Origin of the sequence: Methanomethylovorans sp., assembly GCF_041447285.1 — an archaeon.
Lineage (GTDB): Archaea > Halobacteriota > Methanosarcinia > Methanosarcinales > Methanosarcinaceae > Methanomethylovorans.
Genome location: NZ_JBGMEB010000006.1, coordinates 428,309 through 451,198, shown reverse-complemented (window position 1 = coordinate 451,198; position 22,890 = coordinate 428,309). Strand labels below are relative to the sequence as shown.

General features: G+C 41.2%; 24 protein-coding genes and 1 tRNA gene. 9 read left to right on the top strand and 16 right to left on the bottom strand.

The window, feature by feature from the left end; all coding sequences use genetic code 11:
* From ACC612_RS04900 to ACC612_RS04885, 4 genes are all read right to left on the bottom strand, one after another.
* Entirely contained in the window at nucleotides 1-696 is a 696-nt protein-coding gene (locus ACC612_RS04900; RefSeq protein WP_371853403.1) for an ABC transporter ATP-binding protein, read from the bottom strand.
* 1 nt (nucleotide 697) lies between these two features.
* Nucleotides 698-1,765 (bottom strand): ABC transporter permease, encoded by a 1,068-nt coding sequence (locus ACC612_RS04895; RefSeq protein WP_371853346.1) that lies wholly within the window; start codon nucleotides 1,763-1,765, stop codon nucleotides 698-700.
* 153 nt (nucleotides 1,766-1,918) lie between these two features.
* The gene (locus tag ACC612_RS04890; protein ID WP_371853345.1) at nucleotides 1,919-3,142 is read right to left on the bottom strand and encodes a COG1361 S-layer family protein; all 1,224 of its coding nucleotides are present in this window, start codon (nucleotides 3,140-3,142) and stop codon (nucleotides 1,919-1,921) included.
* Nucleotides 3,143-3,559: 417 nt separating this feature from the next.
* The gene (locus ACC612_RS04885; RefSeq protein WP_371853344.1) at nucleotides 3,560-5,164 is read right to left on the bottom strand and encodes a S8 family serine peptidase; all 1,605 of its coding nucleotides are present in this window, start codon (nucleotides 5,162-5,164) and stop codon (nucleotides 3,560-3,562) included.
* Nucleotides 5,165-5,462: 298 nt separating this feature from the next.
* Here ACC612_RS04885 and ACC612_RS04880 point away from each other — a divergent pair, with 298 nt between their 5' ends.
* The 4 genes from ACC612_RS04880 to ACC612_RS04865 all read left to right on the top strand — a co-directional run bounded on the left by ACC612_RS04880 (nucleotide 5,463) and on the right by ACC612_RS04865 (nucleotide 10,571).
* A complete protein-coding gene (locus tag ACC612_RS04880) occupies nucleotides 5,463-6,083 on the top strand; it encodes a cytochrome c (RefSeq protein WP_371853343.1) in 621 nt (206 codons plus the stop codon).
* Between the two features lie 89 nt (nucleotides 6,084-6,172).
* On the top strand, nucleotides 6,173-8,326 hold the full coding sequence (locus ACC612_RS04875; protein WP_371853342.1) for a heavy metal translocating P-type ATPase: 2,154 nt from the start codon (nucleotides 6,173-6,175) through the stop codon (nucleotides 8,324-8,326).
* 222 nt (nucleotides 8,327-8,548) lie between these two features.
* Nucleotides 8,549-10,048 carry a PAS domain-containing sensor histidine kinase gene (locus tag ACC612_RS04870; RefSeq protein WP_371853341.1) on the top strand — a complete coding sequence of 500 codons (1,500 nt, stop codon included), beginning with the start codon at nucleotides 8,549-8,551 and terminating at the stop codon, nucleotides 10,046-10,048.
* Nucleotides 10,049-10,301: 253 nt separating this feature from the next.
* Nucleotides 10,302-10,571, top strand: coding sequence for a hypothetical protein (locus tag ACC612_RS04865; RefSeq protein ID WP_371853340.1), 270 nt, complete (start codon nucleotides 10,302-10,304; stop codon nucleotides 10,569-10,571).
* A 125-nt stretch (nucleotides 10,572-10,696) separates the two neighbouring features.
* Here the strand turns inward: ACC612_RS04865 and ACC612_RS04860 are convergent.
* From ACC612_RS04860 to ACC612_RS04850, 3 genes are all read right to left on the bottom strand, one after another.
* A tRNA-Thr gene (locus ACC612_RS04860) sits at nucleotides 10,697-10,768 on the bottom strand.
* 103 nt (nucleotides 10,769-10,871) lie between these two features.
* A complete protein-coding gene (locus tag ACC612_RS04855) occupies nucleotides 10,872-11,384 on the bottom strand; it encodes a chorismate pyruvate-lyase family protein (RefSeq protein WP_371853339.1) in 513 nt (170 codons plus the stop codon).
* 30 nt (nucleotides 11,385-11,414) lie between these two features.
* On the bottom strand, nucleotides 11,415-11,735 hold the full coding sequence (locus tag ACC612_RS04850) for a DUF5611 family protein (RefSeq protein ID WP_371853338.1): 321 nt from the start codon (nucleotides 11,733-11,735) through the stop codon (nucleotides 11,415-11,417).
* Between the two features lie 187 nt (nucleotides 11,736-11,922).
* Here ACC612_RS04850 and ACC612_RS04845 point away from each other — a divergent pair, with 187 nt between their 5' ends.
* The gene (locus ACC612_RS04845; RefSeq protein WP_371853337.1) at nucleotides 11,923-12,327 is read left to right on the top strand and encodes a pyridoxamine 5'-phosphate oxidase family protein; all 405 of its coding nucleotides are present in this window, start codon (nucleotides 11,923-11,925) and stop codon (nucleotides 12,325-12,327) included.
* Between the two features lie 89 nt (nucleotides 12,328-12,416).
* Nucleotides 12,417-12,704 (top strand): hypothetical protein, encoded by a 288-nt coding sequence (locus ACC612_RS04840; protein ID WP_371853336.1) that lies wholly within the window; start codon nucleotides 12,417-12,419, stop codon nucleotides 12,702-12,704.
* 48 nt (nucleotides 12,705-12,752) lie between these two features.
* Here ACC612_RS04840 and ACC612_RS04835 read toward each other — a convergent pair whose 3' ends face one another.
* The 6 genes from ACC612_RS04835 to queC all read right to left on the bottom strand — a co-directional run bounded on the left by ACC612_RS04835 (nucleotide 12,753) and on the right by queC (nucleotide 17,119).
* Nucleotides 12,753-13,730 (bottom strand): methanogenesis marker 2 protein, encoded by a 978-nt coding sequence (locus ACC612_RS04835; protein ID WP_371853335.1) that lies wholly within the window; start codon nucleotides 13,728-13,730, stop codon nucleotides 12,753-12,755.
* A 27-nt stretch (nucleotides 13,731-13,757) separates the two neighbouring features.
* Nucleotides 13,758-14,690 (bottom strand): nitrogenase cofactor biosynthesis protein NifB, encoded by a 933-nt coding sequence (nifB, locus tag ACC612_RS04830; RefSeq protein ID WP_371853402.1) that lies wholly within the window; start codon nucleotides 14,688-14,690, stop codon nucleotides 13,758-13,760.
* 80 nt (nucleotides 14,691-14,770) lie between these two features.
* Nucleotides 14,771-15,109 (bottom strand): 6-carboxytetrahydropterin synthase QueD, encoded by a 339-nt coding sequence (gene queD / locus ACC612_RS04825; protein ID WP_371853334.1) that lies wholly within the window; start codon nucleotides 15,107-15,109, stop codon nucleotides 14,771-14,773.
* Nucleotides 15,109-15,825, bottom strand: coding sequence for a 7-carboxy-7-deazaguanine synthase QueE (locus ACC612_RS04820; RefSeq protein ID WP_371853333.1), 717 nt, complete (start codon nucleotides 15,823-15,825; stop codon nucleotides 15,109-15,111). The genes queD and ACC612_RS04820 overlap by 1 nt, the downstream gene beginning before the upstream one ends.
* Nucleotides 15,825-16,382 carry a DUF366 family protein gene (locus ACC612_RS04815; protein ID WP_371853332.1) on the bottom strand — a complete coding sequence of 186 codons (558 nt, stop codon included), beginning with the start codon at nucleotides 16,380-16,382 and terminating at the stop codon, nucleotides 15,825-15,827. Before ACC612_RS04815 ends, ACC612_RS04820 begins: the two co-directional genes overlap by 1 nt.
* A gap of 35 nt (nucleotides 16,383-16,417) precedes the next feature.
* Nucleotides 16,418-17,119, bottom strand: coding sequence for a 7-cyano-7-deazaguanine synthase QueC (gene queC, locus ACC612_RS04810; RefSeq protein WP_371853401.1), 702 nt, complete (start codon nucleotides 17,117-17,119; stop codon nucleotides 16,418-16,420).
* Nucleotides 17,120-17,266: 147 nt separating this feature from the next.
* Here queC and ACC612_RS04805 point away from each other — a divergent pair, with 147 nt between their 5' ends.
* A complete protein-coding gene (locus ACC612_RS04805; RefSeq protein ID WP_371853331.1) occupies nucleotides 17,267-17,755 on the top strand; it encodes a hypothetical protein in 489 nt (162 codons plus the stop codon).
* Between the two features lie 28 nt (nucleotides 17,756-17,783).
* Here ACC612_RS04805 and ACC612_RS04800 read toward each other — a convergent pair whose 3' ends face one another.
* On the bottom strand, nucleotides 17,784-19,025 hold the full coding sequence (locus ACC612_RS04800; RefSeq protein ID WP_371853330.1) for a PLP-dependent aminotransferase family protein: 1,242 nt from the start codon (nucleotides 19,023-19,025) through the stop codon (nucleotides 17,784-17,786).
* A gap of 55 nt (nucleotides 19,026-19,080) precedes the next feature.
* Between ACC612_RS04800 and ACC612_RS04795 the strand changes: the two genes are divergently transcribed.
* Both ACC612_RS04795 and ACC612_RS04790 read left to right on the top strand, forming a co-directional pair.
* A complete protein-coding gene (locus ACC612_RS04795) occupies nucleotides 19,081-20,064 on the top strand; it encodes a YbgA family protein (protein ID WP_371853400.1) in 984 nt (327 codons plus the stop codon).
* Nucleotides 20,065-20,165: 101 nt separating this feature from the next.
* Nucleotides 20,166-20,405, top strand: a complete 240-nt coding sequence (locus tag ACC612_RS04790) for a transposase (RefSeq protein WP_371853329.1) — start codon at nucleotides 20,166-20,168, stop codon at nucleotides 20,403-20,405.
* 42 nt (nucleotides 20,406-20,447) lie between these two features.
* Here the strand turns inward: ACC612_RS04790 and ACC612_RS04785 are convergent, their stop codons facing one another.
* Nucleotides 20,448-21,035 (bottom strand): 30S ribosomal protein S3ae, encoded by a 588-nt coding sequence (locus ACC612_RS04785; protein WP_371853328.1) that lies wholly within the window; start codon nucleotides 21,033-21,035, stop codon nucleotides 20,448-20,450.
* A gap of 176 nt (nucleotides 21,036-21,211) precedes the next feature.
* Nucleotides 21,212-22,720 carry a serine--tRNA ligase gene (locus tag ACC612_RS04780; RefSeq protein WP_371853327.1) on the bottom strand — a complete coding sequence of 503 codons (1,509 nt, stop codon included), beginning with the start codon at nucleotides 22,718-22,720 and terminating at the stop codon, nucleotides 21,212-21,214.
* Nucleotides 22,721-22,890 lie beyond the last annotated feature (170 nt).

Genomic DNA, 22,890 nt, shown 5'->3' with positions numbered 1-22,890 from the left:
TTATGAATTTGCTATTTTGCTTTTTCTCTCATCACTTATTATAATACCATCTTCGAGTGTGATCACTCTGCTAACATAGTCAACATGCCACGGTTCATGCGTTACCATCACAATCGTCTGGCCGTATTTTTCATTCAGTTCTTTGAACACGTCCAGTACTTGTTTTGAATTATTGGTGTCCAGGTTGGCACACGGCTCATCAGCAAACATAATATCAGGTTTTTTTGCTATGGCCCTTGCAATTGCAACTCTTTGCTTTTCACCACCCGATAACTCACCAGGGACTCGGTCATATTTTCCTTGAAGGCCAACCTTATCTAATGCTTCAAGAGCAATCGCATATGATTCCTTCTTTGATTTTCCTTCCATCATGGAAAGCACATATACATTCTCTGCAGCACTCATCTCATTGATCAGTGCATAGTCCTGAAAGACATAACCGACCTGAGTTAGCCGGTAATAACTTCTTTCGGCCTCAGGGAGACTTGAAACCTCTAGTCCACGAATAGTATATTCTCCATCTGTTGCATCGTCCAATAATGCAAGTATCCTGAGCAGGGTAGTTTTTCCACTACCCGATGCACCCATAATGGCTACAAACTCACCTTTGTAAATTTCAAAAGAAACGCCATTGAGAGCCTTAACAGCAGTTTCTCCGGTTCCATAGTATCTTTTGAGATTTTTTACCAGGATAATTTTATCGCCCCCATATGGCTTTGAGTATACTCTCTCTTGATACACTCCAGGCAGGCAGAATCCCGGCTATAACTGATAGTGTAAGCATGGTAACTACGCTTTGGATAAGCAGCATAGGATCAATTGTAGGACTTATGTGCATGGTTTCATAGAATGTTACCGGATTTGCCTGGAAGTAGAGCATAAGTGTAAAGTATAATACCAATCCTGCGAAAATCCCAAGGGAAACGTAAAAAGTGCTAAGGAATGCATAGGATAACACAATGGACCTTGGAGTAATGCCCACTGCTTTTAGAATTCCGATCTCTTTTTTCCTATTGAGTATATTGATATAGATAATAATAAGTATCAAAGCTGCACCCACTATCAAACTCACAAACTTTGACATAATATTTATAGCACCAATGCTTTGCATTGCTTGTTTTATGAGAGCCTCCGATTTATCAGCCCATGTGAAAACTTCCTCATTCACTCCAGCATCTCTGATTTTATCCTGTATTTGTTCTTCACTCCCTTGCTTGTCAACCCTTACAACTACACTAGTGGCTTTACCATCATCTAAACCGTATACGTCTTCTATTTCCTTGTAATTAATCAAAGCATTAAGATCAACAAGTTCAAAAGTGCCTTCCATGATGCCCTTGACTTTATAAGTCCTCTTTACACCATTGCTATAGGTAACATCAACAAGTGCTCCAGGTCTTACTTCACCCAGATTATCATATATCTCTGATCCAAAACCCGTACCTGCAATCATAGCACCAATTATGATCTCATCACGGGATAGATCTCCCAGAAAATCACCTTCAGTAATAATATATGGATATTTTGAAATATCATACTCTTCGGTAGGAATCAAACCTGTTATACTCACTCCTACAACGTTCTGTTTATATTCAATAGATGCACCAGCATCCAGTCGTTTTGTTGCAGCTCTCACACCTTCTACAGCTCTGACTTTTGCCAATACGCTATCAGCATTGTTGATGTAAGTATTATGGCCCGTTGGTTCAATAACAATGTCCCCATAAGCATAATCTTGCATCATACCAGTAAATAGAACAGTCATTCCTCCTAGCATAGAGGGGAGGAATACTAAATTCAAGAAAATGAGAGACAGGACAAAGACTATGAATATTAGAGTTTTCTTGTTTCCTCTTCTTACACTACAGTATGCAATAAGAGCCCCCACCCGAATATCATTAATCATAATAGAGACCTCTCATTGTTTTTCGTTTTTATCAGAGTTGCCTCTGCCTTCCATCAACTGTTTGATGATCTTGTCTTTTGATTTTTTTGTCCTATAATTAATATAGATTAATCCTCCAATAATCGCTAAGATCAGCAATACAATTGCAGCAGTTCCCGCTCCACTTTCACTTTTCAGGACAATGATATTGATATTCGTTTGAATTTGTTCTTCCCCAAAATCATCGCTATATGTTATGGTTACAGGAATATCATATTCTCCAGACTGATTAGCTATGAAAGTGATTACAGCAGGTCCATCTTCATTTGAATCAAGAGTTCCAATAAAGGATTCTTTTAGTCCTTTGAATGGATGATCAGCATAAACTCTGACTGAATTTATTGTCCTTTCACCTGAGTTTTCAATTCTCATAGTTAATTCTACAGTCTCGCCCACTTGAGGAAGAACAGGATTAACCTTTACAGATGCAAGATTTAAACTTCCCTTTTTGTCAAGAACATTAATCGCAATGCTATAGTTATCCCTCTGGATACCATAATCATCTTCATAGTTTATGATAACAGGAATCTCAAATGTTCCTGATCTGTTTGCCTTGAATTTGAACAATGCAGTCTGACTGCCATTTAGACCAAGAGTTCCAATTGTAGTATTTTTTATACCTTTAAACTCATGATTCAAGCTAACCCCAACGGATTTAGCTATTGCTTTACCAAAGTTCTCTATACCCAAACTTAAATCGACTGAATCTCCCTCATAGATATATTCAGGATTTGTTCTGACAAAAGAGATCCTTGGTTCTGCATGCTCACCTATTACTCTTACCTCAACATCGTAATATGATACCCATTTTGCATCATTTCCGTAGGTCAATTTCATTTTTATAATATGAGGACCGGGTTTAGCATCAGGAGTTGTTCTCATATGGTATACTAACTGCCTTTCACTGCTGCTATAAACAAATTTTGGGAAATGAGTGACCAGATTTTCTGTTATTACAATATCCGGAGGGGAACTTACTATTTCAAAAGTGATATTATCAGGAACTGTATTGCCACAGCTTTCAATACTTATTCCTACAGTGAATTCTTCATCAATACCTACAGAACTGGGGCTAATGTCGTCTACCACTGCTTTTAAACATTGATTACCTGAATCTGCCTCCGAAGCAGGGACCCCTAGCAAGATAACCGCAATCACTAATGCAAAAAGATAAGTTATTTTTGTATTCTTGTTCATTCCTGATTCACCCCACATTGGATTATAGCTGCATACTCAATATATCGAAATGTTGAGTCTCCTCTAGCTCATTTATTGATCTTCGATATCACTTATTGCTAATCACCTTGATGCTTTTGGTTCTTTCTTCAGAGTCCCCTATATCGTTTGTATCAAGTAATCAGAAATATTATATTATGTATTTTTGTTTTATCGTATTTTTAACTTCTTATCTTAGATGCCAGAATCAGACAAGATTATATTGAAACGAATGTCTCCCAAAAATATGGCTTATTGATGTTCTTAGCAAGATTCGATATAAATGTCCATTTCAAGCTCAATCGCAAAGAAGTTGATTGATAAAAAATAGAAGCTTTCTATATTTCCTGCGTCCAAAAAATAGTAAATGGGACCATAATATGGTCCTATCCGTTTTGTTCATTGCGGATAAATGATTGTACCTGATGCTGTACCTCCATCCCATGACATAGTATTATGAGAAACACCATCTACGGTAAAAGTAAAGGTAACAAATTTTCCACTGACCACCTTTACTTCATTTGACTTGAGAGTTACCACACCATTGCTACCCGTAACACCTGAATCTGTGGCAGCACCGTCCCATTGACCTGAAACTGTTGCTCCCTCAACCGGATTGTTATTTGCATCAAATATGGTTACAGTAACTGTTGCAGTTACCAGAGTGTTCTTTCCTGCTGTCTTTGTGATAGAATCCATTTTCACACTCTCGATGTGCATTTCCCCACTTGGCTGTGAATCTGTGGTATAATAGTTAAGAGCTTTATACGCATCTACTATACCCCATCCATATCCAGAATCCCAGCCAGTAGCTCCCATGTCCTTTGCAGTTGACTGCATCGCTTGTCTTACATTTTCCGGCCCTTTTACACCATTTGCAATCAGCAAGGCTGCTACACCAGATACATGTGGCGTTGCCATTGATGTTCCCTGATATAAATAATAATCAAAAGTTCCAGGGCTATAGGCTAATGTATTCTGGAGTATTCCATCCGGTTTATAATCATTGTTCTGGTCCACACTCATGTCTCCTCCTGGTGCCATTATGTCAAGGGCACTTCCATAGTTGGAGTAATAAGGGCGGGTTCCATCGTATCTGGTGGCACCAACAGCTATGCATTTCTCATAGGCAGCCGGATAACATACAGTTGAAGTACCATCATTACCTGCGGCTGCTACTATGACAATACCTTGAGAGTATGCATAATCAAGTGCAGATAAAAGGGGACGCAGTTTCTTTGCAGTTACAGAAGTAGGAAATCCCAAACTCATGCTAATCACATCTGCTTTATATTGGCTATTTTTACCACTGGCATAATATATACCGTCTACAAGCTGACTCAGGGTCCCACTGCCACTTGCATCTAATACCTTCACAGGCATTATAGTACAACCATAAGCTACACCTGCAACCCCTATTCCATTGTTTGTACTCTGAGCTATGGTACCAGCCACATGGGTCCCATGACCATTGTCATCAGCAGGGTCATTATCATAATTTATGAAATCATATCCTTGAACAAAATTAGTCTCTGAAAGATCCGGGGCATTTGATGCAACTCCTGTATCAATTACAGCAACAATCACACCCGTTCCAGTGGAGATGTCCCACGCATCTGTGACGTTTATACCGTTTGGAGGCTTGAAGTTCCATTGATATACATAAAGTGGATCATTAGGCAACATAGTAGCATACATGACATAATTCGGTACAGCATACTCAACATTTGGATTCTTGCTATAGATCTCGACCATCTCTTCGACCGTCTTGCTCTTTGGAACTTTCAGAGTCTTGAAGCCTGCATATTGGCTCGAATACAAAACATAAGCCTCATTTTTGGAGTTTATATTGTCTACTTCTTTATCTGAAAGTCCAGGCTTAAACTTAACAAGAATTTCGTTTGGAACGTATTTTTCACTTTTCTGAATACCTGCATCTTTCTCTAGTATATCACCAGAGTTTGCATCTTCTTGCGGTGTTGCCGATATCGGTACTATCAGCATTAATATTGAATAGATAACTATCAATATAAGTATCTGATTTTTTACATTCAATTTCATCTAAACACGCCCACTACTATAGTTGATATTAAATTATTGAGATACATAATAAATAAAATTAGCGATGCAAAATCAGGCATGGGTATCTATCGATCTATCTATCTATCTATCTATCTATCTATCTATCTATCTATCTATTTTGATTTTCGAGTCAAAAAAATCTACAAAAAAAATGCTTTTTCCACATAACCTTATATTTTGAATCAAGCATATTTTTAAATGGCAAAGTGGGAGGTTAATGATGGCTAAAATGGAAAATTACTTTCTAGGTCTTATTGGAATTGCTATACTTGCAATCCTAATAATGATCGTTTATATGATGAACTTGCAGACATCCGGATACAACACTGGATCAGGCTATGACAGCATGATGGGACCTGGGTACGGAGGTATGATGGGCTCGGGTTACGGAAATGGAATGATGGGAGCCGATTATGGCCAGCAGGGAGGAATGATGGGAACTGGTTATATTTATCCCTACAATGTCGAAGGTATCAAGACCAAGTTCGAATCAAACGGTGAAACAATCTATTACACCGGATTCAATGAAACAGGCAAGAGAATCCCTACATCCTACGGCCCCCAATGGATATACATGCACGGAGGAGGTTGTGTCAATTGTCACGGAGTGGATGGTAAAGGAGGAGTACCAGTGATGATGGGCTACACAGTACCGGCTGATATCACATATACTTCACTGACCACAGAAGAGGAACACCCATTCACTGATGAGGATATCAAGAAAGCTATCAGGGATGGATTGGAACCTTCCGGAGAATCTCTGTCGCCAACAATGCCGAGATGGCAAATGTCTGATAAAGACCTCAATGATACACTGGACTACATTAAGACACTAAAGTAAATGCTCTAGCTGTAAGTCATGGAACAGAGAAGCTGTAGATCCAGTGACAGAACATACAAAAGTATAATTGAATAAGGAGAGTGGGACACATGGAAGATAATGAGATGGCAATGCATGAGCACATGCATCATGATACTGGACAGCAGGCAATGGAACAGCATCCACCTCACAAGGAACATAACCATATGGAACATGGGGGACACATCCAGCATGGTAAACATGATGCACAGGGTAAGCACAAAGACCATACTAACCATCATGAAATGATGGTGGAAGATTTTAAAAGACGTTTTTTTATCTCCGTCATTATCACTATCCCTATACTTCTACTGTCTCCTATTATCCGCGAGTTCTTGTTCACCGTTTCTGGGATAATAGTTCCGGGTTTCAAGGGAGATGTTTATGTGCTGTTCCTGCTGTCCACGATCATATTCTTTTATGGAGGGTGGCCTTTCCTTAAGGGGATAAGGGATGAACTAACCTCACACACCCCTGGCATGATGACCCTGATAGCTATAGCTATCACGGTTGCATATATATACAGCAGTCTAGTCGTGTTTGGCCTGATGGGAATGATATTTTACTGGGAGCTGGCAACACTTATCGATATCATGCTGCTGGGACACTGGTTGGAGATGCGTTCTATAATGGGGGCTTCCAAGGCACTGGAGCAACTGGCCAGGCTATTGCCTCCTGATACCCACAGGATCAATGAGCAGGGGAATGTTGAAGATATACCGCTGAAAAATATTATTGTCGGAGACCTGCTGGTTGTAAGACCCGGGGAGAAAATCCCCGCCGATGGTGTGGTTGTTGAAGGAAATAGCTCTGTTAATGAAGCCATGCTCACAGGTGAGTCGAAGCCCGTTACAAAAAAGAAAGATAATACTGTGATCGGGGGCTCCATCAATGGAGAAGGGGCTATAACTATCAAAGTAAAGAAAACAGGAGCTGAATCTTTCCTTTCCCAGGTAGTGGAACTTGTAAAAGAAGCTCAGGAAAGTAAATCCCACACCCAGGATCTGGCTGACAGGGCTGCAAAGTGGCTTACAATCATTTCCCTCAGTGTAGGCACGATCACATTGTTAGTGTGGACCCAGCTAATCAAAGCAGATTTCGCGTTCTCTCTCGAAAGAGCCGTTACAGTAATGGTCATAACCTGTCCTCATGCTCTGGGGCTTGCAATTCCTCTGGTAGTTGCCATATCTTCTGCACTGGCAGCACGCAATGGTCTACTCATCAGGAACAGGGTAGCCTTTGAGAACGCTCGCAACCTGAATGCCATTATCTTCGATAAGACAGGTACGCTGACACAGGGAAGATTTGGGATAACTGAAACTGTTATTTTTGATAGTACAATGAATGAAGAAGAACTGGTAAGGTATGCAGCCTCGGTGGAAGCTAATTCGGAGCATCCGATAGCTCGGGGTATAGCTGCATCTGTGAAACAGGTGTATAAAGTGGATAACTTTCTGTCCATTCCGGGAAAAGGAGCCCAAGGAATAGTAGAAGGGAAAGAAGTAAAGGTAGTTAGCCCTGGATATCTGAGAGAACAGGGCGTTAATATTGAAAATGAAGTTGTGAAAAAACTCACATCACAAGGAAAAACGGTTGTTTATGTGGTAATGGATGGGCAAGTGAAAGGGGCCATTGCCCTGGCTGATATCATAAGGCCTGAATCAAAACAGGCAATTTCCACACTACGGAAAATGGGAATCAAATGCATGATGCTTACCGGTGATAATGAACAAGTTGCAAGATGGGTTGCAGAAGAGATAGGTCTGGATGAGTATTTTGCGGAGGTGTTGCCACAGGAAAAGGCTGCCAAGGTGAAAGAAGTACAGTCAAGAGGGATTGTTGTCGCAATGACCGGAGACGGAGTGAACGATGCACCTGCTCTTGCCCAGGCAGACATTGGAATTGCCATAGGAGCAGGTACCGATGTTGCAGTAGAAACAGCAGACATAATACTGATCAAAAGCAATCCCAAAGATGTTGTTTCAATAGTAGGTCTTTCCAGGGCTACTTACAGAAAAATGGTGCAGAACCTTTTCTGGGCAATGGGGTATAACGTAGTGGCAATACCACTTGCTGCAGGTGTACTGTACAGTAAGGGAATATTGCTGTCGCCTGCAGTTGGAGCTGTCCTTATGTCACTGAGCACGATCATCGTGGCTATCAATGCCAGATTTCTGTCAATGGACGAAAAAAGTTCCCTTAATACTGAAGAGAGCAAGAGTTAAGAGACAGTAAATCTCTGATTAAGATTGAAATTCGTGCTCTTAGTTGCATTAACAATACTGATTTGTTCACAGGAGAGAGGAGGAACACATCCCAACAAGAACATTACTATTTTATCTTGAAATCTGAGAAGGGATAATAAAAAAGATCATCACAAACGTGGCGACAAATTATATATACATATAGTATACAAATTAGAATATTAAATTTACTATCTCCGAATTATGTCTTCTAAAACCGAGAACTTTTCAATCCCTTTACCTGGGGAGAATTTAAGGGAATATTGTGAAGATAGCATTGTAGTCCTATCTCCGGAAGGAATAATCACTTATGCCCATGAAAATTGGCAAGAATTGATTGAAAATAATTACCTCGATCCTAAGAGATATGCTGAAGGGACCGATTACCTGAAGATCTGTGACGAGGCTAGCGTTAAAGAGTCAGAAGAAGCTGCTGCTTTGGCGAAGGGGATAAGAGATGTAATTAATGGAAAAATGAAAAAATTCAAATTTCAATTTTCGTCTCATGATCCGGATGAAAAGCACTGCATTTTGAAAATACATCCACTTTCTCAAAACTGTCCTACAAGTGTGATATTACGATATGTGGATATCACTCAAAAGAAGGAAAAAGAAAAGAAAATTGAAGATGAGATAAGTACGTGGCGTATGCTTTTTGAGCAATCGTTGGATGGATTAGTTCTTATTGACCAGAATGGGAAGGTTTTCAAGGCAAACCAAAAATTTGCTGAAATGCTTGGTTACTCATTGGAAGAGACTCACGAGCTGCACATTTGGGATTGGGATGCATTTTTTTCACGCGAGCATTTGCTAGACATGATCAAACGTACTGGTAATAAAAAGATCATTACCGAAACTTGCCATCGCCGAAAAGATGGCAGTTTGATCAATGTTGAAATTCAAGGAAGTTCAGTGATCTTTGAAGAAAACAAGTTTAGTTTTTGTGTGTGCCGTGATATTACGGATAGAAAGCAGGCTGAAGAAATATTACTACATGCTAAACTGATCGCAGAGAGTGCAAATCGGAGCAAAGGCGAGTTCTTAGCCACAATTAGCCATGAATTGAGAACTCCATTAAATTCCATCATAGGTTTTTCTGACATGATGCTTACTGGAACTGCTGGAAATTTAAATGAAAAGCAGACAAAGTACTTATACAACATTTCAAATAGCGGCCAACATCTGTTGGCACTTATCAATGATATTCTTGACCTTTCGAAGGTTGAAGCCGGTAAGATGGAACTTGATTTAGAATATTTCTCTATACCAGATGTAATTAAACAAGTAAAGGCTATAACAGAACCTCTTGCATTAAAGAAGAACATTGATATCGATGTTGATATCGACCCAGAGATTGATAGCATAAAGGCAGATAGGACAAAATTCTGTCAGATACTTTACAATCTTATAAGCAACGCAATTAAGTTTACACCCGATAATGGCCGTATAGAAATAACTGCAAAACACATTGGAAATATTATTGAGATCAGTGTGAAAGATACAGGAATAGGTATTGCAATGAATGATCTTAATAAACTGTTCCAGCCATTCAAACAAATTAATCCATATATGACACGGCAGTACGGGGGTACTGGCCTTGGCCTTGCTCTTGTTAAGAAGTACGTTGAGATGCATGGTGGCAAGATATGGGTCACAAGCGAAGTTGGAAAGGGTAGCAAATTTACATTCACGATCCGATATTAAATACCCAGATTTATATTTCCCTGCTTTTGATATTTTAACCAATAATCACTACGGATCCCCTATGAATAATAGATAGGCGATAAAACACATTTTTCTGGTTTGCATTCAAAGTATGCTGTTTTTTGAGCTTTAGCGGTTTGTTCTGTATTTTATTTGTAGCATCGAATATGTAATAAGTAAACGCTACATATACTAGTTACATCAGCCAGATCAAGGCGCAGCGTAATATTACCATATTTATAAAAAAAGAGGAATGAATAAAATGGGTGAATACGAATTAACAGACATTGAAATAAAAGCCCTGGACAATTGGATAATGTCAAATATTGTCCCACAAAAATTACCAAATAAAAATTACACTAGCTATGCACTCAAAAATCTATTTGAACAAACACCTGAGGGTTTCTTTATCACAAACAAGCAGTTTAAAGAAGCTATGGTCAGATGTGATTTCGTACCTGTAAATAAAAATAAATTAAATTGGGAATTTCGAATTTCCCTGAAATCTCCAGGACTTAAATAGTCTAATATACACACTTTTTTCATGCTATACCGTGTCCATATTGCAGATTTTGTCCTATGATGTCTCTTACATATGAACATCGAGAAATTAAAATTTACAATCAGGGAATTGGACTGAAAAGATAAAGCCTCGGACGGGATTTGAACCCGCGGCCTCGTCCTTACCAAGGACGCGCTATACCCCTAAGCCACCGAGGCACACAGAATCAGTAGGGCATCCCCCTAATATACAGAATCTGTTAATAAGGTTTCGGTTGGATTCGAGTATGTCCAACTGGCTCATAGAATCTTTGAAGAGCGTTTATAAGAGCCAGCGGTCATCGATGGGAAAACGCTCATTGATCCACATGAGCACACCACTGTGGTGCACGATTTTGTAGGAGCGGGAAAGTACAGAACTGGCTTCGAAAAGAGACTCCTGGCTGTGGATCTCCACGTCCTCGAAATCTCGACGCGTTTCGATATTATGGTCACGCAGTATTCTACCAATAGGGATATCAGCCTTGATCATATCGCACTTCACGCCCGGAGGCATTTTCTCAATAGCCGAGAGTGAACGTGCGTACACGTAAGGCGTTTCACCTGCCGTGAGAGTGACCACACGGTCATTGATATCCGCGCCCACTTCCACACCGAACATCTGAGCCATCCACTTGTCAGCAGAAATGACATGCTGATATTCAGTCATCACTGCCGTCGGATGGCCAGTCATAATCTCCAGCAGAAACGTCACAGACCCATCAGTACCTGCGCACACCCGCAGACAAGTAGGAATGCGGAAACTTTTCAGCTTTTCAAGGAATTCGCTATCCATATGAATGATGTTTTTGATAGTTCAAGAAATTTACTTGGATACTTCCTCTTTAGCCTTCTTAAGACGCTCCTTGGCTGTGTAGCCAGTAGCCTTGTACAGGAAATCCCTATATCTCTTGTTTGTGTCCAGAATAGCTTCATCATCCGTGACGGTAGTATCAGATTCAGTATCCACTGCCATTTTTTTGTTCTGTATCCAGACAGTAAGCGTCTTGAAGATGCCATAGGACATCACAAGCTTATCGCCGTTCTTTTTAATCTCGGCGGGAAAGCTCTCCGACAGGCATTCATGGATCCTTTCAAGATCAAGCTTATATCCACGTTTGAAAGTGTATTCCTGCATTGCTATCATGCATTAAATGCTGCTCAAAAGCATAAACATTCCGGTATTTTTATGTACATTTACATACCCTCTGCTTTTGAGACATAGTGCTAAGAATAATCTCTGAAAGCTGTCACCACAATCAAGATATCTTAGTAGCTATAACTAGCTTTCAAAGAAAAACGAGACATTAAAAATCACATAGGAGTGGTAAATAATGGTAAAGATGACAAAAGAAGTAATGGACACTATCGCCAAGCAGAACCCCGTGCCAGTAGCAACATCAAGTGCAAATGGCATTCCCAACGTTGCCCTTGTAGGCTTCCTGAAAGTAATGGACGCTGAGACAATCCTCATCTCGGATAATTTCTTCCTCAAAACTGAAGATAATCTGAAACACAACCCAAAAGTAGCTTTTGTGGTATATGACAGCTATACAAGGAAGTGCTTCCAGATAAAGGGCAGTGTGAAAATGATCACAGATGGTAAGATATTTGACGAAATGAAGCAATGGGTAGACTCAGCTAAACCGAACATGCCAAAGAAAGCAGCCGTTGTTGTGCACGTGGAAGAGGTCTACGACTCCCTGCCCGGCCCTCATGCTGGTGCACAAATTCTCTGATGTGGTACACAACGTACCATTTTTTCTCTTCTTATCCGTTTACTTTTTATGCTGAAGCTGAATATGAGCTTCTACAATAGGTGAGGCACATGGTAAAAAAACTAACACTTGAAGACCTGAAAGCAAAAAAACATGCTGAAGAAGGGGAGCTTGAAGAACTCTATGATCTGATCATACCACCTGGAACCCCATCCTACATCATATATGATATGGTCGAAGAATTCGACCTTGAGCCTGTAGAGAGGAAAATATCAGTAAACATAATAGAATGTGACGAAAGAGACCTGCTGGTACTGCGCGGCAAACTTGAAGTTGTGCAGGCTGCAGAACAGTTCCTGCATGATGAACTGGTTGCATGGATTAACAGTGAACACTGAAATACCTCATGCTTTTTTGCTATACATCACAAGGCATTGATAATTCAATTATTCATCAATGCCAGTTATGATATCCTGAGTGAAATCAAAAACAGTAGCTTTTTCTTTTTCATCGTGAATTTCGATCTTATAGGTGTCATTAATCTCACCCACAGCAGCAGCAGTGATACCTACCTGACCAAATACGTCAATGCATGCCTGCACATTCTCCGGTTTTGTGGTTACAACATAACCTGTTGCAGGATATATCTTCAACCATTGCTCAAAATCCATATTTTCAGGCGTTGGTACCTTCTTAATGTCTATAGAAGCTCCAACCTTACTGGTTTCGCATAACATGCCCAGAGTTCCAATTGAACCAGGATTGCTGATATCCTTACCTGCTGTCACAAGCTTTCTTTCGGCCATTGTCACCATCACCAGGTAACAATCCCTCACAAATTGAGGATCTTTAAAGGAAGTAGTATCCCAGCTATATGGCGAATTTTTACCTACCCGGCCATCCATATCGTATGCAAAGATAACAACATCCCCCGGACTTGCAGTATCGCTTCTGATAACGCAGTCTTTTTTAGCTATACCTATGATGGCAACTGCAAGAGAATTATATGGAGTGTCTGGATGAGTGTGACCCCCGACCATTGGCACACCAAATTTGTTAATACCATCCCTTATACCCTCCATTATGCCTTTTATAGACTCGGGATCACCGGATGACATAACATTTACCATCGCAAGGGGCTTACCACCCATGGCCGAGATGTCATTGACATTTACAACTACAGAAGTATAACCAGTCCACCATGGGCTCTTTTCCACTATCCTTCCCCAAATACCATCAGCAGCGAACAGAATAACATCATCGCCGCCTATGTCTATCACAGCAGCATCATCACCAAAGTCTGCGATGACATTGCCATATTCATGGCGCACGCTGTCAAATATCTTGAAAATCTCTGCAATGGGTTTTTTGCGTGAGACACCTTCGAACTCACGCAGATTACGGGCAAGCAACTCCAGGTCCATCTAGAACACCAATGGATTAGAACATCTTCACTTATGCTTTTCAGCCTTTTCAGACATTTCCAGTTTTATGGTATTGCGGCGTTCTTCGCTCATCTGGGAAAGATCCTTTCCTATCAGACCGAACGCATCTGACCTGCATTGCCGGCAGTGTCTCATCTGCTGCACATAAGGTTCACATGCCTTCTGCACAGCCTGTCGTTCTTCAGGTGTTGGCGGCTCCATATCTGCGAACTTGGCCTGGCAGATAAGAGGCATGATGTTCATTATATAAACACCCAGCTCGTTGACTTTCTTAGCCACTTCGATGATATGCTTATCATTGATGCCTGGCACCATCACAGTATTAATCTTAACTACGATACCCGCATCTACAGCCATCTTAATGCCTGCAAGCTGGTTCTTGATAAGGATCTCAGCAGCTTCCACACCCTTGTAAACCTTACCCTTGTAAACTGCATGGCTGATAAGCTGTGCTTCTATTTCCGGATCTATGGCATTCAGGGTCACTGTCAAAGTGTCCACACCTGTCTCGATGACCTCAGACATCCTGTCTGGAAGTGCAAGTCCATTGGTACTCAGACAAAGAGTGACCTCCGGGAACTCAGTCTTGATAAGCCTGAAAGTTTCAAAAGTAGCGTCATTGGCCAGAGGATCTCCAGGACCTGCCACTGCAACTACTTTGATGAATGGAAACTCCTTGAGCACTTGCTTGGTCTTCTCCAGGGCCTCCATAGGTGTCAAGACTTCACTTGTGACACCGGGGCGGCTCTCGTTAACACAATCGAACTTCCTGTCACAATAATTGCATTGGATATTACAAGCAGGAGCAACAGGTAAATGTATCCTGCCATACTTATGCTGTGCCTCTTTTGAGTAACAGGGATGTTGTGCAATGATCCTCTGCATTTCCTTCTCCTTACTGGAGACCGTTATATCACATGCGTTGTTTTCAGTAGACATACCTGTCACATCCACAGCTAGTTCTTTAAATTGGCTCAACTATATCCTTATGTTATTTATCTTTTGGGATTTCTTCATTATCAGCAGACTTCACACCACTTGCCTTCTCCTTCCCACACCTTTACGGATAGCGGGAAGTTCAGTTTGGAACTAAGGTTTCGGTGCATATGTTCACACAGGTTCTCCACACTTGGGAACTCAAGTATATCGTTAAGCAACCTGTGATCATATTCCTTGAGCACTTCCTTAACGATCCTTTTTATATCATAGAAGTCCATCACCATGCCATTCTCACTTTTTTCTCCTTCTATGACTATTTCGACCTTGTACGTATGGCCGTGCACGATTCCGCATGTTTTATGCTGGGGTAAGTAATGAGCACTGTCTATATGATCTATTATTCCAAGTTTCATCTTCATTATAAACACCCCCACATCCTGTGGGTCTGTGGGATTATCAAAGTATCAATATCACCAAGCAGTTCATTTTGTAATTCAAGCAAAGTCCTTACATCTGGCCTTAGATCGTTTTGAGTTACCGGCTGCAGGACAAGACAGGATATGTAGTTGCTGATGGACTCTGCCACATCGAGAACATCAGTCGGAAGGACATCCTTTGTCATTACGATCTTACAGAAACAGTCCCTGTTCTCAGTCTTTCTGAGTATCCTGAAGGTTTTGATAGTCCTCTCAATATGAGACTCCAGCTCTTCACCCTGGAACTCGTCCGTAAGCTTCACATCACCTGAAACAAAAGAGATGCAATCCTTTACTTTTTTTGCCATATCCGGCAATGTCATGTTAGATTCCAGGTATAAAGGGAAACCTACATCTAACTCTGTAATGAAGTCCGCATACAATAACGGCTCTCCTCCTGTGAGAGAAAGAGAATGGACATTCATAAACGGAGCCACGATCTCTGCGATCTTATCAGAGTTAAGAGGGTTTTTAACATACTGGAATATACCAGAACCTGGGTCCACCTCATACTTGCAGGCTTCAGCTATTCTTACATCAGTATCACAGTAAGAACAATTTAGATTGCAGCCGGCAAATCTCAGGAATACCTGCCTGTTACCTACGTATGGTCCTTCACCCTGCACGGAGCAGAATATCTCAGTGATCGGTGCTTCCATTACATCACACCTAATGGTCTTGATTTACGCAGATCCTTTTCTATGTCATGAATCTCTTCCACATACCTGCTGGCTATTTCTTCCATCAGAGGGAACAGATCACTTTCAGGAACTCCTTGGTCACTGAGACAACCATAAACATCATGCTCCACATTCATACCGAAGTGTATTTTCTGGGATACAGCAGAAGTGCTGGCAATGGAAATGCTGAGCTTCTTGCCCTGTACAAAAAGATCGTCTCCGACCCGTGTGGTCTTTATCCCTCTCTGCGAGAGGGTTTCAGCCACCATTGCGGTAAAGAGACGTTGTCTGGCATAGATGAGTTTGAGGTCTGTGGAATCAAAGTGCTCGATGATAAAATGAAGCATATCGGTGGAATAAATAGTATCCCCTTCCTTTCTGTCTTCCAGATCTATCATATGACGTATCTGCACATCACAAGAGCCACGGAAAGCAATAATGGAATCCTCCTGCAGGTCAGCTTCCATATATCCCCATAGAGAGGAGATCTGACTTCCATCGTAATCAAGGGATTTTTTAAGCACTATCCACTTCATGTTCTTGCTTCTCCTACCTTTTTCCTTCCTACCTTTCACAGATCAATCCCAAGTCTTTCCAAGAGTGGGTCCTTTATACCGGCCTGCATGAAAGCACGCTTTCTGCGAGTGCAGCTTTCACATACACCGCATGGGATTTCACCGCCATGATAACAGCTCCAGCTCCACTCAAGAGGAGCCTTTGTCTCCAGGGCCTTGCGGATGATTCCCTGCTTATCAAGACCTGCTACTGGAGCCATCACCTTCACGCCATTGAGAGTAGAATATCCCAGGCACTTGTCAAGACTATTAAGATATGCAGTGGAATTATCAGGGAAGGTCACAGCTTCTTCACTGTTAAAACCGACAATAACATATTTACATCCGAGGCTTTCGGCAAAACTTGCAGCAATATTGATCATTACACCATTACGGTTGGGCACCCACACTTTTTTTGCTGAATCTTGTGTTATAGCTGGGTCTGACTCATCCGCAATGTCCTGCATAGAGATGTGAGGAACAGCCATCTCCTTACTCACCAGACTTGTAGTAGTGATATCCTTGAGCCACGTAAGAGGTATAAGCCTATGCTCGATCCCATATTTATCAGCAACTTTTTGGGAATACTCTATCTCTCGGGCAGCAGCTTTCTGCCCGTAGTCAAATATCAAAGCCAGTCTTATGTCTGTCTCTTCCTGTGCTATCGCAAGGGATGTGACAGAATCCAATCCACTACTTAGCAAAGCAATTGCACTAATGATAGATCCCCCATATTCTTTGGATGCTCTCCCAGTAATACCCAGATAATATATATACTTGCTGGGCTGGGAAAACGACCTGTAAATGATATAACTAATATAAATAACATGGATAATATAATTCATTGTAGATGATGGAGGTATTCAATGGCAGTGATTAAGGACAGGAGTGCACTTACATCTCTTCTCAAACGCATGTACTGGATTGAGGCTGAGATGGAACAGTTAGGGACATGGGAAGCACGTATTCAACTTATGGGAGATAATATAGAAGCCCTAGAGAAACTTTCACACGATTCTGACAGGCATTGGAACATATTGCAAAAATGGTTATTGACTGCAGATATTCCAATACCTGCGACTGCTCCGCCCGGACTTCCGGCAAAGATATTTGATTTCACTGGAATGCCTCCGCAGCGAATATTTCATGAAATAATGAAGTACGAGATACTCGCACGTGATGCTTATGTAGACATCTTGAATGCAGACAGTGCAGTAATTGAAGATCTGTTCCCTGAGGAAATAAACAGGAAAGAGTTTATTCAGGACATAAAGGGCTTGATAAAAGACGAAGAAGAACACAGAAAAATATGTGCAAAACAGTCTGGTGGCTTAAAAATACTCAAGACTAGATGAAAACAAAAGATTAAAGAAAAAAAGGTTATCAGAAACCTTTCTGAGAATCTGCCATGACAGTATCCCCCATCAACTTTTCCAGGCACACTCCCATCCTTTTTATTCCTTCTTCGATCTGCTCATCATCTGAATTAGAAAAATTCAGCCTCAATGTGCTATTGCCGCTGGTATCATCAGTATAGAATGGATTACCGGGAACAAATGCAACGTTCTCTTCTATTGCAAGATCAAAGAGATCAAGTGACGAAACAGACTCCGGAAGCGTAACCCAGACAAACATACCACCATCTGGTTTTGTATACATGACACCTTCCGGGAAGTATTCAGCCATCATGTTAACCATCAGATCCCTGCGCTTTCCGTAAGCATCCTTTATTTTTCTAATATGGCTGTCAATATCGTTATCTAATAAATACTGATGGATGATCTTTTGTGACAGATAATTGGAATGAAGATCAGCAGCCTGTTTTGCAATGAGCAGCTTTTCCATAATTTCCTTTCTGGCACATATCCACCCCATTCTAAGCCCTGGAGCAATGATCTTTGAAAAAGAACCCATTAAGACCGTATTATCAGAGAAGTTCCTGATGGTCGGCAGGTCCTCCCCTGCAAATCTCAGTTCTCCGTATGCATTGTCTTCAACACAAATTACATTATGTTTGTTGAGGATCCTTGCAACGTCTTTTCTCTTTTGTTCGGAGTAAGTTATCCCGGAGGGATTCTGGAAAGTTGGAACTGTATAGAATAACTTTGCACTCTTCTTACTCAATGTTTCATCCAGCAAGTCTGTGTCTATGCCATCTTCAAGGAGGGGAACAGCCTCAAACTCTGCTTCAAAGATGGAGAATGACTGGATTGCCCCAAGGTATCCTGGTTTCTCGATAATGACCCTGTCACCTTTATTCAAAAAAACCTTACCTATAAGGTCAATGCTTTGCTGTGAGCCGTTAGTAATCAGAATATCAGCAGGATCTACCTTTAATCCGCTTTTTTTGAGATACCTTTGTGCGATAAACTCCCTCAAAGGCAAATATCCTTCGGTGGTACTATACTGAAGAATATTTGTACCATCCTCTGACAGAACTTTTGAAGAAGCTGCAGAAATCTCTTCTACCGGGAAAAGACCTGGGTTAGGAAGCCCGCCAGCGAAAGATATTATTTCCGGCTGCTGAGTAACTTTCAGAATCTCCCTGATGAAGGACTTACGCGTTGCCTGCATCCTGTCAGCAAATATAGTCTCCATGAGCTTCCTATACAGGTTTTGATCCAAGTTAAATCTTACTATTTATACGTATAAATCCAATGCAGCTTTGCACCACATATAAATATCGTTTCTACTCATTCCTTATAAAGGAGGTCAGGCTATCCATACATTTCCCCGCCCTATACTAGTAATAAGCAAATGTATGGGGATTGAACACTGCAGATATGATGGACAGATGGTCCCCTATGATATTGCAAAGGATCTGCAGCCTTTCATAGAGTTTATAACAGTATGTCCCGAATGCGATATTGGATTGGGAGTTCCACGTGACCCTATCCGACTGATCAATGGAGAAAAACTGAGGCTAGTACAGCCTGCAACAGGTGAGGACATTACTGAAAAGATGCAGGTATTTGTAAACAGTTTTCTTAACAACTTACTGGCTGTCGATGGATTTATTCTCAAATCGAAATCACCTTCATGTGGGTTTGGAACAACAAAAGTATTCGAATCTGCTGATGCAAAGGAACCTTTGCACAGACATAGTACCGGACTCTTCGCAAAAGGAATATTGGACAGGTTAGGACACATTCCCTATATTGATGAAACATCCCTTATGGACCCTTATAAAAGAGATCATTTTTTTACAAGAATATTTATGCATGCCGACCTGAGACTACACACTAGTTCAATACAGGAACTGATAGATTTTCAAACCCGCAATAAACTGCTTCTCATGGCGTACAAACAGAGAAAACAAAAGATATTAGGAAGAATTCTGGCCAACTACAAAAGCCAACATTTTCCTGAAATATTTACAGCTTACTCCAAAACACTACATGAAATGACCTCAATAGCACCTTCAATAGGCAATATCATCAATGCATTCATGCATGCTTTTGGATATTTTTCCCACTGCCTGGAATCTGAAAAGAAGCAGTATCTTTTAAACTGCATGGAAGAATATCGCAAAGGTAGATTATCCTTGCAGGAATTAAGGAGAGTCTTCATTTCCTGCATCTTTAAATTTAATGTCGATTACCTGGCTGATCAAACATTATTCTATCCTTACCCTGAAAAACTCAATGACCCGAATTTAATATGATATGAATAAGACCTAACATAGAGGAAATATAATATAGAAAATATACCCTCTATAATATGTGGGAATGATGGTTGTTGAGGAAATGACAAGGATGCGATAACATGAACGATGAGGAAATAGAAACTGAAGAGTTCATAGAAGACATGCAGTCAGACGAAAAGCTCATAGAAGTATGTCCTGTCTGCGGCAGCCCTGAATTATATTTTGAGGCAGGAGGAGTGGAAGGCTTGTACCATTGTAAACGCTGTGGCTACATAGGTGCTTTTGTCATTGATGCCAACGAAGAGATGATGGAACTCATCCAAAAAGAATACAATGCTTCTGCTACGGAAGCAGAATGAAATGTTTTAAAAAAAAGGTGAAAGAAAAGTATTGGAACAGGGTCATGCGGCTGGTATGCCTTCGACCTCTGTTTTCCTGATTTCTACTCTTCTGAGTGGATAAATGTTCTTTGCATTCCTGTAGATTGTAGCAGAGAGCTTGCCCATGATGGCTTCTTCCACGAACTGCTCAAAGTTAAGCTCAGTTGCCCTGTCCTTCACAGTACTATCCATTACCTGACGGATACCCTCGATCTGGCTGGTTCTTGCTCTCTTTACAGTAAAGCAAATTGGCTTAACTCTGACAATGTAACCATCCTTGGTAGTAACCTTAAGGTTGGTATCTATTCTGGAGGTCTGCCTCTTGACAATGGAACGCAGATAATCAGTAGTTATCTCATGTCCGATGAAACGGGTTTGTGCAATGTCCCCATTGACATCGTTGATCCTGAACTTGAGTTTAGTGTTGTGCTTAGAGAAATCGTTAGTAAGGTCACCGACAGTAGCTTCCACAATACGGCCAATGAGCTGTTCAGGTTCTTCTGCCAGAGTGGTGCCGATGTTGTTCCTGCCTATGAACTCAGGTGTTTCAATGTTATACCAGGATTTTGACTTCCATTTGTCTAATTTTTTCTGTACTTTTCTTGCCAAGTAATTCCTCCGATCAATGTAAATTCTTATGATAGATGATATGAATAACGTATCTGTTCACTGTGCATTCGTTCCTGAGAACGGTAACATAGAATAGATGGCTAATTAGTGGCTCTCTATACTATACATGTCCCTATATAAAGAAATCGGTCAGTATATTGACCGACAAGTTCGATTTACAGGAAGCGTATACCCTTTGAGATTTTCCCGGCACGCTTTGCGAATCCCTCAGGCCAGTTAGCTGGATCAAGCCCTTTCTGAGCAAAGAAAGCGGAAGACCATCTTTCCAGACCTACACCTGAACATCCTGACCAAAGTTCCTCACCAGACTGAGATTTGACATTAAATCCAGAAGGATACTTGGTTCCATTAACGCTTACGTTCTGGAATTCCAGCCATTCTCCGTTCTCTCCCCTGTATGGTAGAACAGCTTCATAGTCAGTAGTACCTGCCTCTGTCTGTGCAGCGACACCAGTCAGACCCTCCTGTGCCATGAACCAGGGAGTAACCCAAGCCTTTCTCCATTCCAGTTCAAGGATCTCATTGAATATGTGCATATATTTCTCATGCAGCTCCTTGGCAGAGTCCAGGACCTGTTCCTTAGTTCCAAGCCATACGATCTCTATCCTGTGGAACTCATCCACACGCTCCATGCCGTGAATACCGCCACTCTCATATCTGTGAGAAGTGCCTGATCTGTCAAAGACCTTGATAGGGAACTCATCTGTGGGTATGGTCTCGCCCTGCAAGTACATCCAGAATGGAGGACATTGAGCATAGCACATGCCACCAATGGGTTCACCGATCTTCTCTTTAATAAGAGCAGTAGGAACCTCGTGAGTAACCTTGTAATAATCGCTGACCTCTTCCCAGTACTCAGGATCCCTGGTTTTTGGTGGACATACATAGTATATCTCAGGATAGACACCTTTCGCATGGCCTGACTTCTGCCAGACTTCCCAAGGCACCAGCTTAGGGAAGATCATTTCCCTGTAACCCAACGGACCCAATAGTTCCTCGAGCACTATTTTCTCAAAGGTCCTGAACATCTGGGTGGACTGGGGTCCATGTATCCACTGGCCACGGCTTGCGCCTCTCTTGAGCCATCCCTCTTTTAACATTGCCTGAGTAGGATCATCAAAGAACTTATGATCTTTCTTTTCACTCTGCCAGAGCAATTGCCAGTGTTCAGCTTTACCGCCATAGGATTGCTGCTGGATCTTATCTTCCATCAAGGTAAGAATTCGGTCTGGTACTTTGTTCTCTATCTCTGACTCGCCCACATCCAAAGACAAAGTTATTGCGCCATTTTCATACTCGATAGACTTCACGTATGGAATCTTCATTTGCTTTAAGGGTTTTTCCGACGGCAGGGTAATAATAAATGACTCAACCTCAATTCCCCTAAGACCTATACGGAACCCCTTTCCTAATTTTGCTGCCAGAGGCTTGCGGATACGCAGGAGAGCATCGTGAGCACGTACATATCTCCCGGATTCTATCAGCAAATCTATCTTGTTATCACTAGTACTCCATTCTACGATCTGTGCCCCATAACCGTCAGAAGCTCCTTTAACAAGTACAGTCTTATTTGCCTCTTCTATATACTCCCCGATCATATCACGAGCAGGCGTGACATCTGAACTCGTCCGGAGAGCAACTTTCAAAGTGAAATGTAATTCCATTTATTTATTCCTCGGTAATAGTGAATGAAGAGCCGGCATAATAAGTAAGCTTTTCAGTAGGGAAAAAGGTTTAATCCTTTATTAATTTTCCATCTGGAAACAATGAATATGATTTTTCAAACCCTTTTGGCTTTTAGACCCAATATGTTGAGTTTTCAAAATAGAAAGCA

Bases quoted from the DNA above. Each gene is read 5' to 3' on its own strand.
- ACC612_RS04840 (WP_371853336.1), top strand. From the start codon at position 12,417: ATGGTAAAAAAACTAACACTTGAAGACCTGAAAGCAAAAAAACATGCT.
- ACC612_RS04820 (WP_371853333.1), bottom strand. From the start codon at position 15,825: ATGGAAGCACCGATCACTGAGATATTCTGCTCCGTGCAGGGTGAAGGA.
- ACC612_RS04880 (WP_371853343.1), top strand. From the start codon at position 5,463: ATGGCTAAAATGGAAAATTACTTTCTAGGTCTTATTGGAATTGCTATA.
- ACC612_RS04805 (WP_371853331.1), top strand. From the start codon at position 17,267: ATGGCAGTGATTAAGGACAGGAGTGCACTTACATCTCTTCTCAAACGC.
- ACC612_RS04890 (WP_371853345.1), bottom strand. From the start codon at position 3,142: ATGAACAAGAATACAAAAATAACTTATCTTTTTGCATTAGTGATTGCG.
- nifB (WP_371853402.1), bottom strand. From the start codon at position 14,690: ATGTCTACTGAAAACAACGCATGTGATATAACGGTCTCCAGTAAGGAG.
- ACC612_RS04790 (WP_371853329.1), top strand. From the start codon at position 20,166: ATGAACGATGAGGAAATAGAAACTGAAGAGTTCATAGAAGACATGCAG.
- ACC612_RS04845 (WP_371853337.1), top strand. From the start codon at position 11,923: ATGGTAAAGATGACAAAAGAAGTAATGGACACTATCGCCAAGCAGAAC.
- ACC612_RS04850 (WP_371853338.1), bottom strand. From the start codon at position 11,735: ATGATAGCAATGCAGGAATACACTTTCAAACGTGGATATAAGCTTGAT.
- ACC612_RS04870 (WP_371853341.1), top strand. From the start codon at position 8,549: ATGTCTTCTAAAACCGAGAACTTTTCAATCCCTTTACCTGGGGAGAAT.
- ACC612_RS04815 (WP_371853332.1), bottom strand. From the start codon at position 16,382: ATGAAGTGGATAGTGCTTAAAAAATCCCTTGATTACGATGGAAGTCAG.
- queD (WP_371853334.1), bottom strand. From the start codon at position 15,109: ATGAAGATGAAACTTGGAATAATAGATCATATAGACAGTGCTCATTAC.
- ACC612_RS04865 (WP_371853340.1), top strand. From the start codon at position 10,302: ATGAATAAAATGGGTGAATACGAATTAACAGACATTGAAATAAAAGCC.
- ACC612_RS04875 (WP_371853342.1), top strand. From the start codon at position 6,173: ATGGAAGATAATGAGATGGCAATGCATGAGCACATGCATCATGATACT.
- ACC612_RS04855 (WP_371853339.1), bottom strand. From the start codon at position 11,384: ATGGATAGCGAATTCCTTGAAAAGCTGAAAAGTTTCCGCATTCCTACT.
- ACC612_RS04895 (WP_371853346.1), bottom strand. From the start codon at position 1,765: ATGACTGTTCTATTTACTGGTATGATGCAAGATTATGCTTATGGGGAC.
- ACC612_RS04835 (WP_371853335.1), bottom strand. From the start codon at position 13,730: ATGGACCTGGAGTTGCTTGCCCGTAATCTGCGTGAGTTCGAAGGTGTC.
- ACC612_RS04885 (WP_371853344.1), bottom strand. From the start codon at position 5,164: ATGCTGATAGTACCGATATCGGCAACACCGCAAGAAGATGCAAACTCT.
- ACC612_RS04780 (WP_371853327.1), bottom strand. From the start codon at position 22,720: ATGGAATTACATTTCACTTTGAAAGTTGCTCTCCGGACGAGTTCAGAT.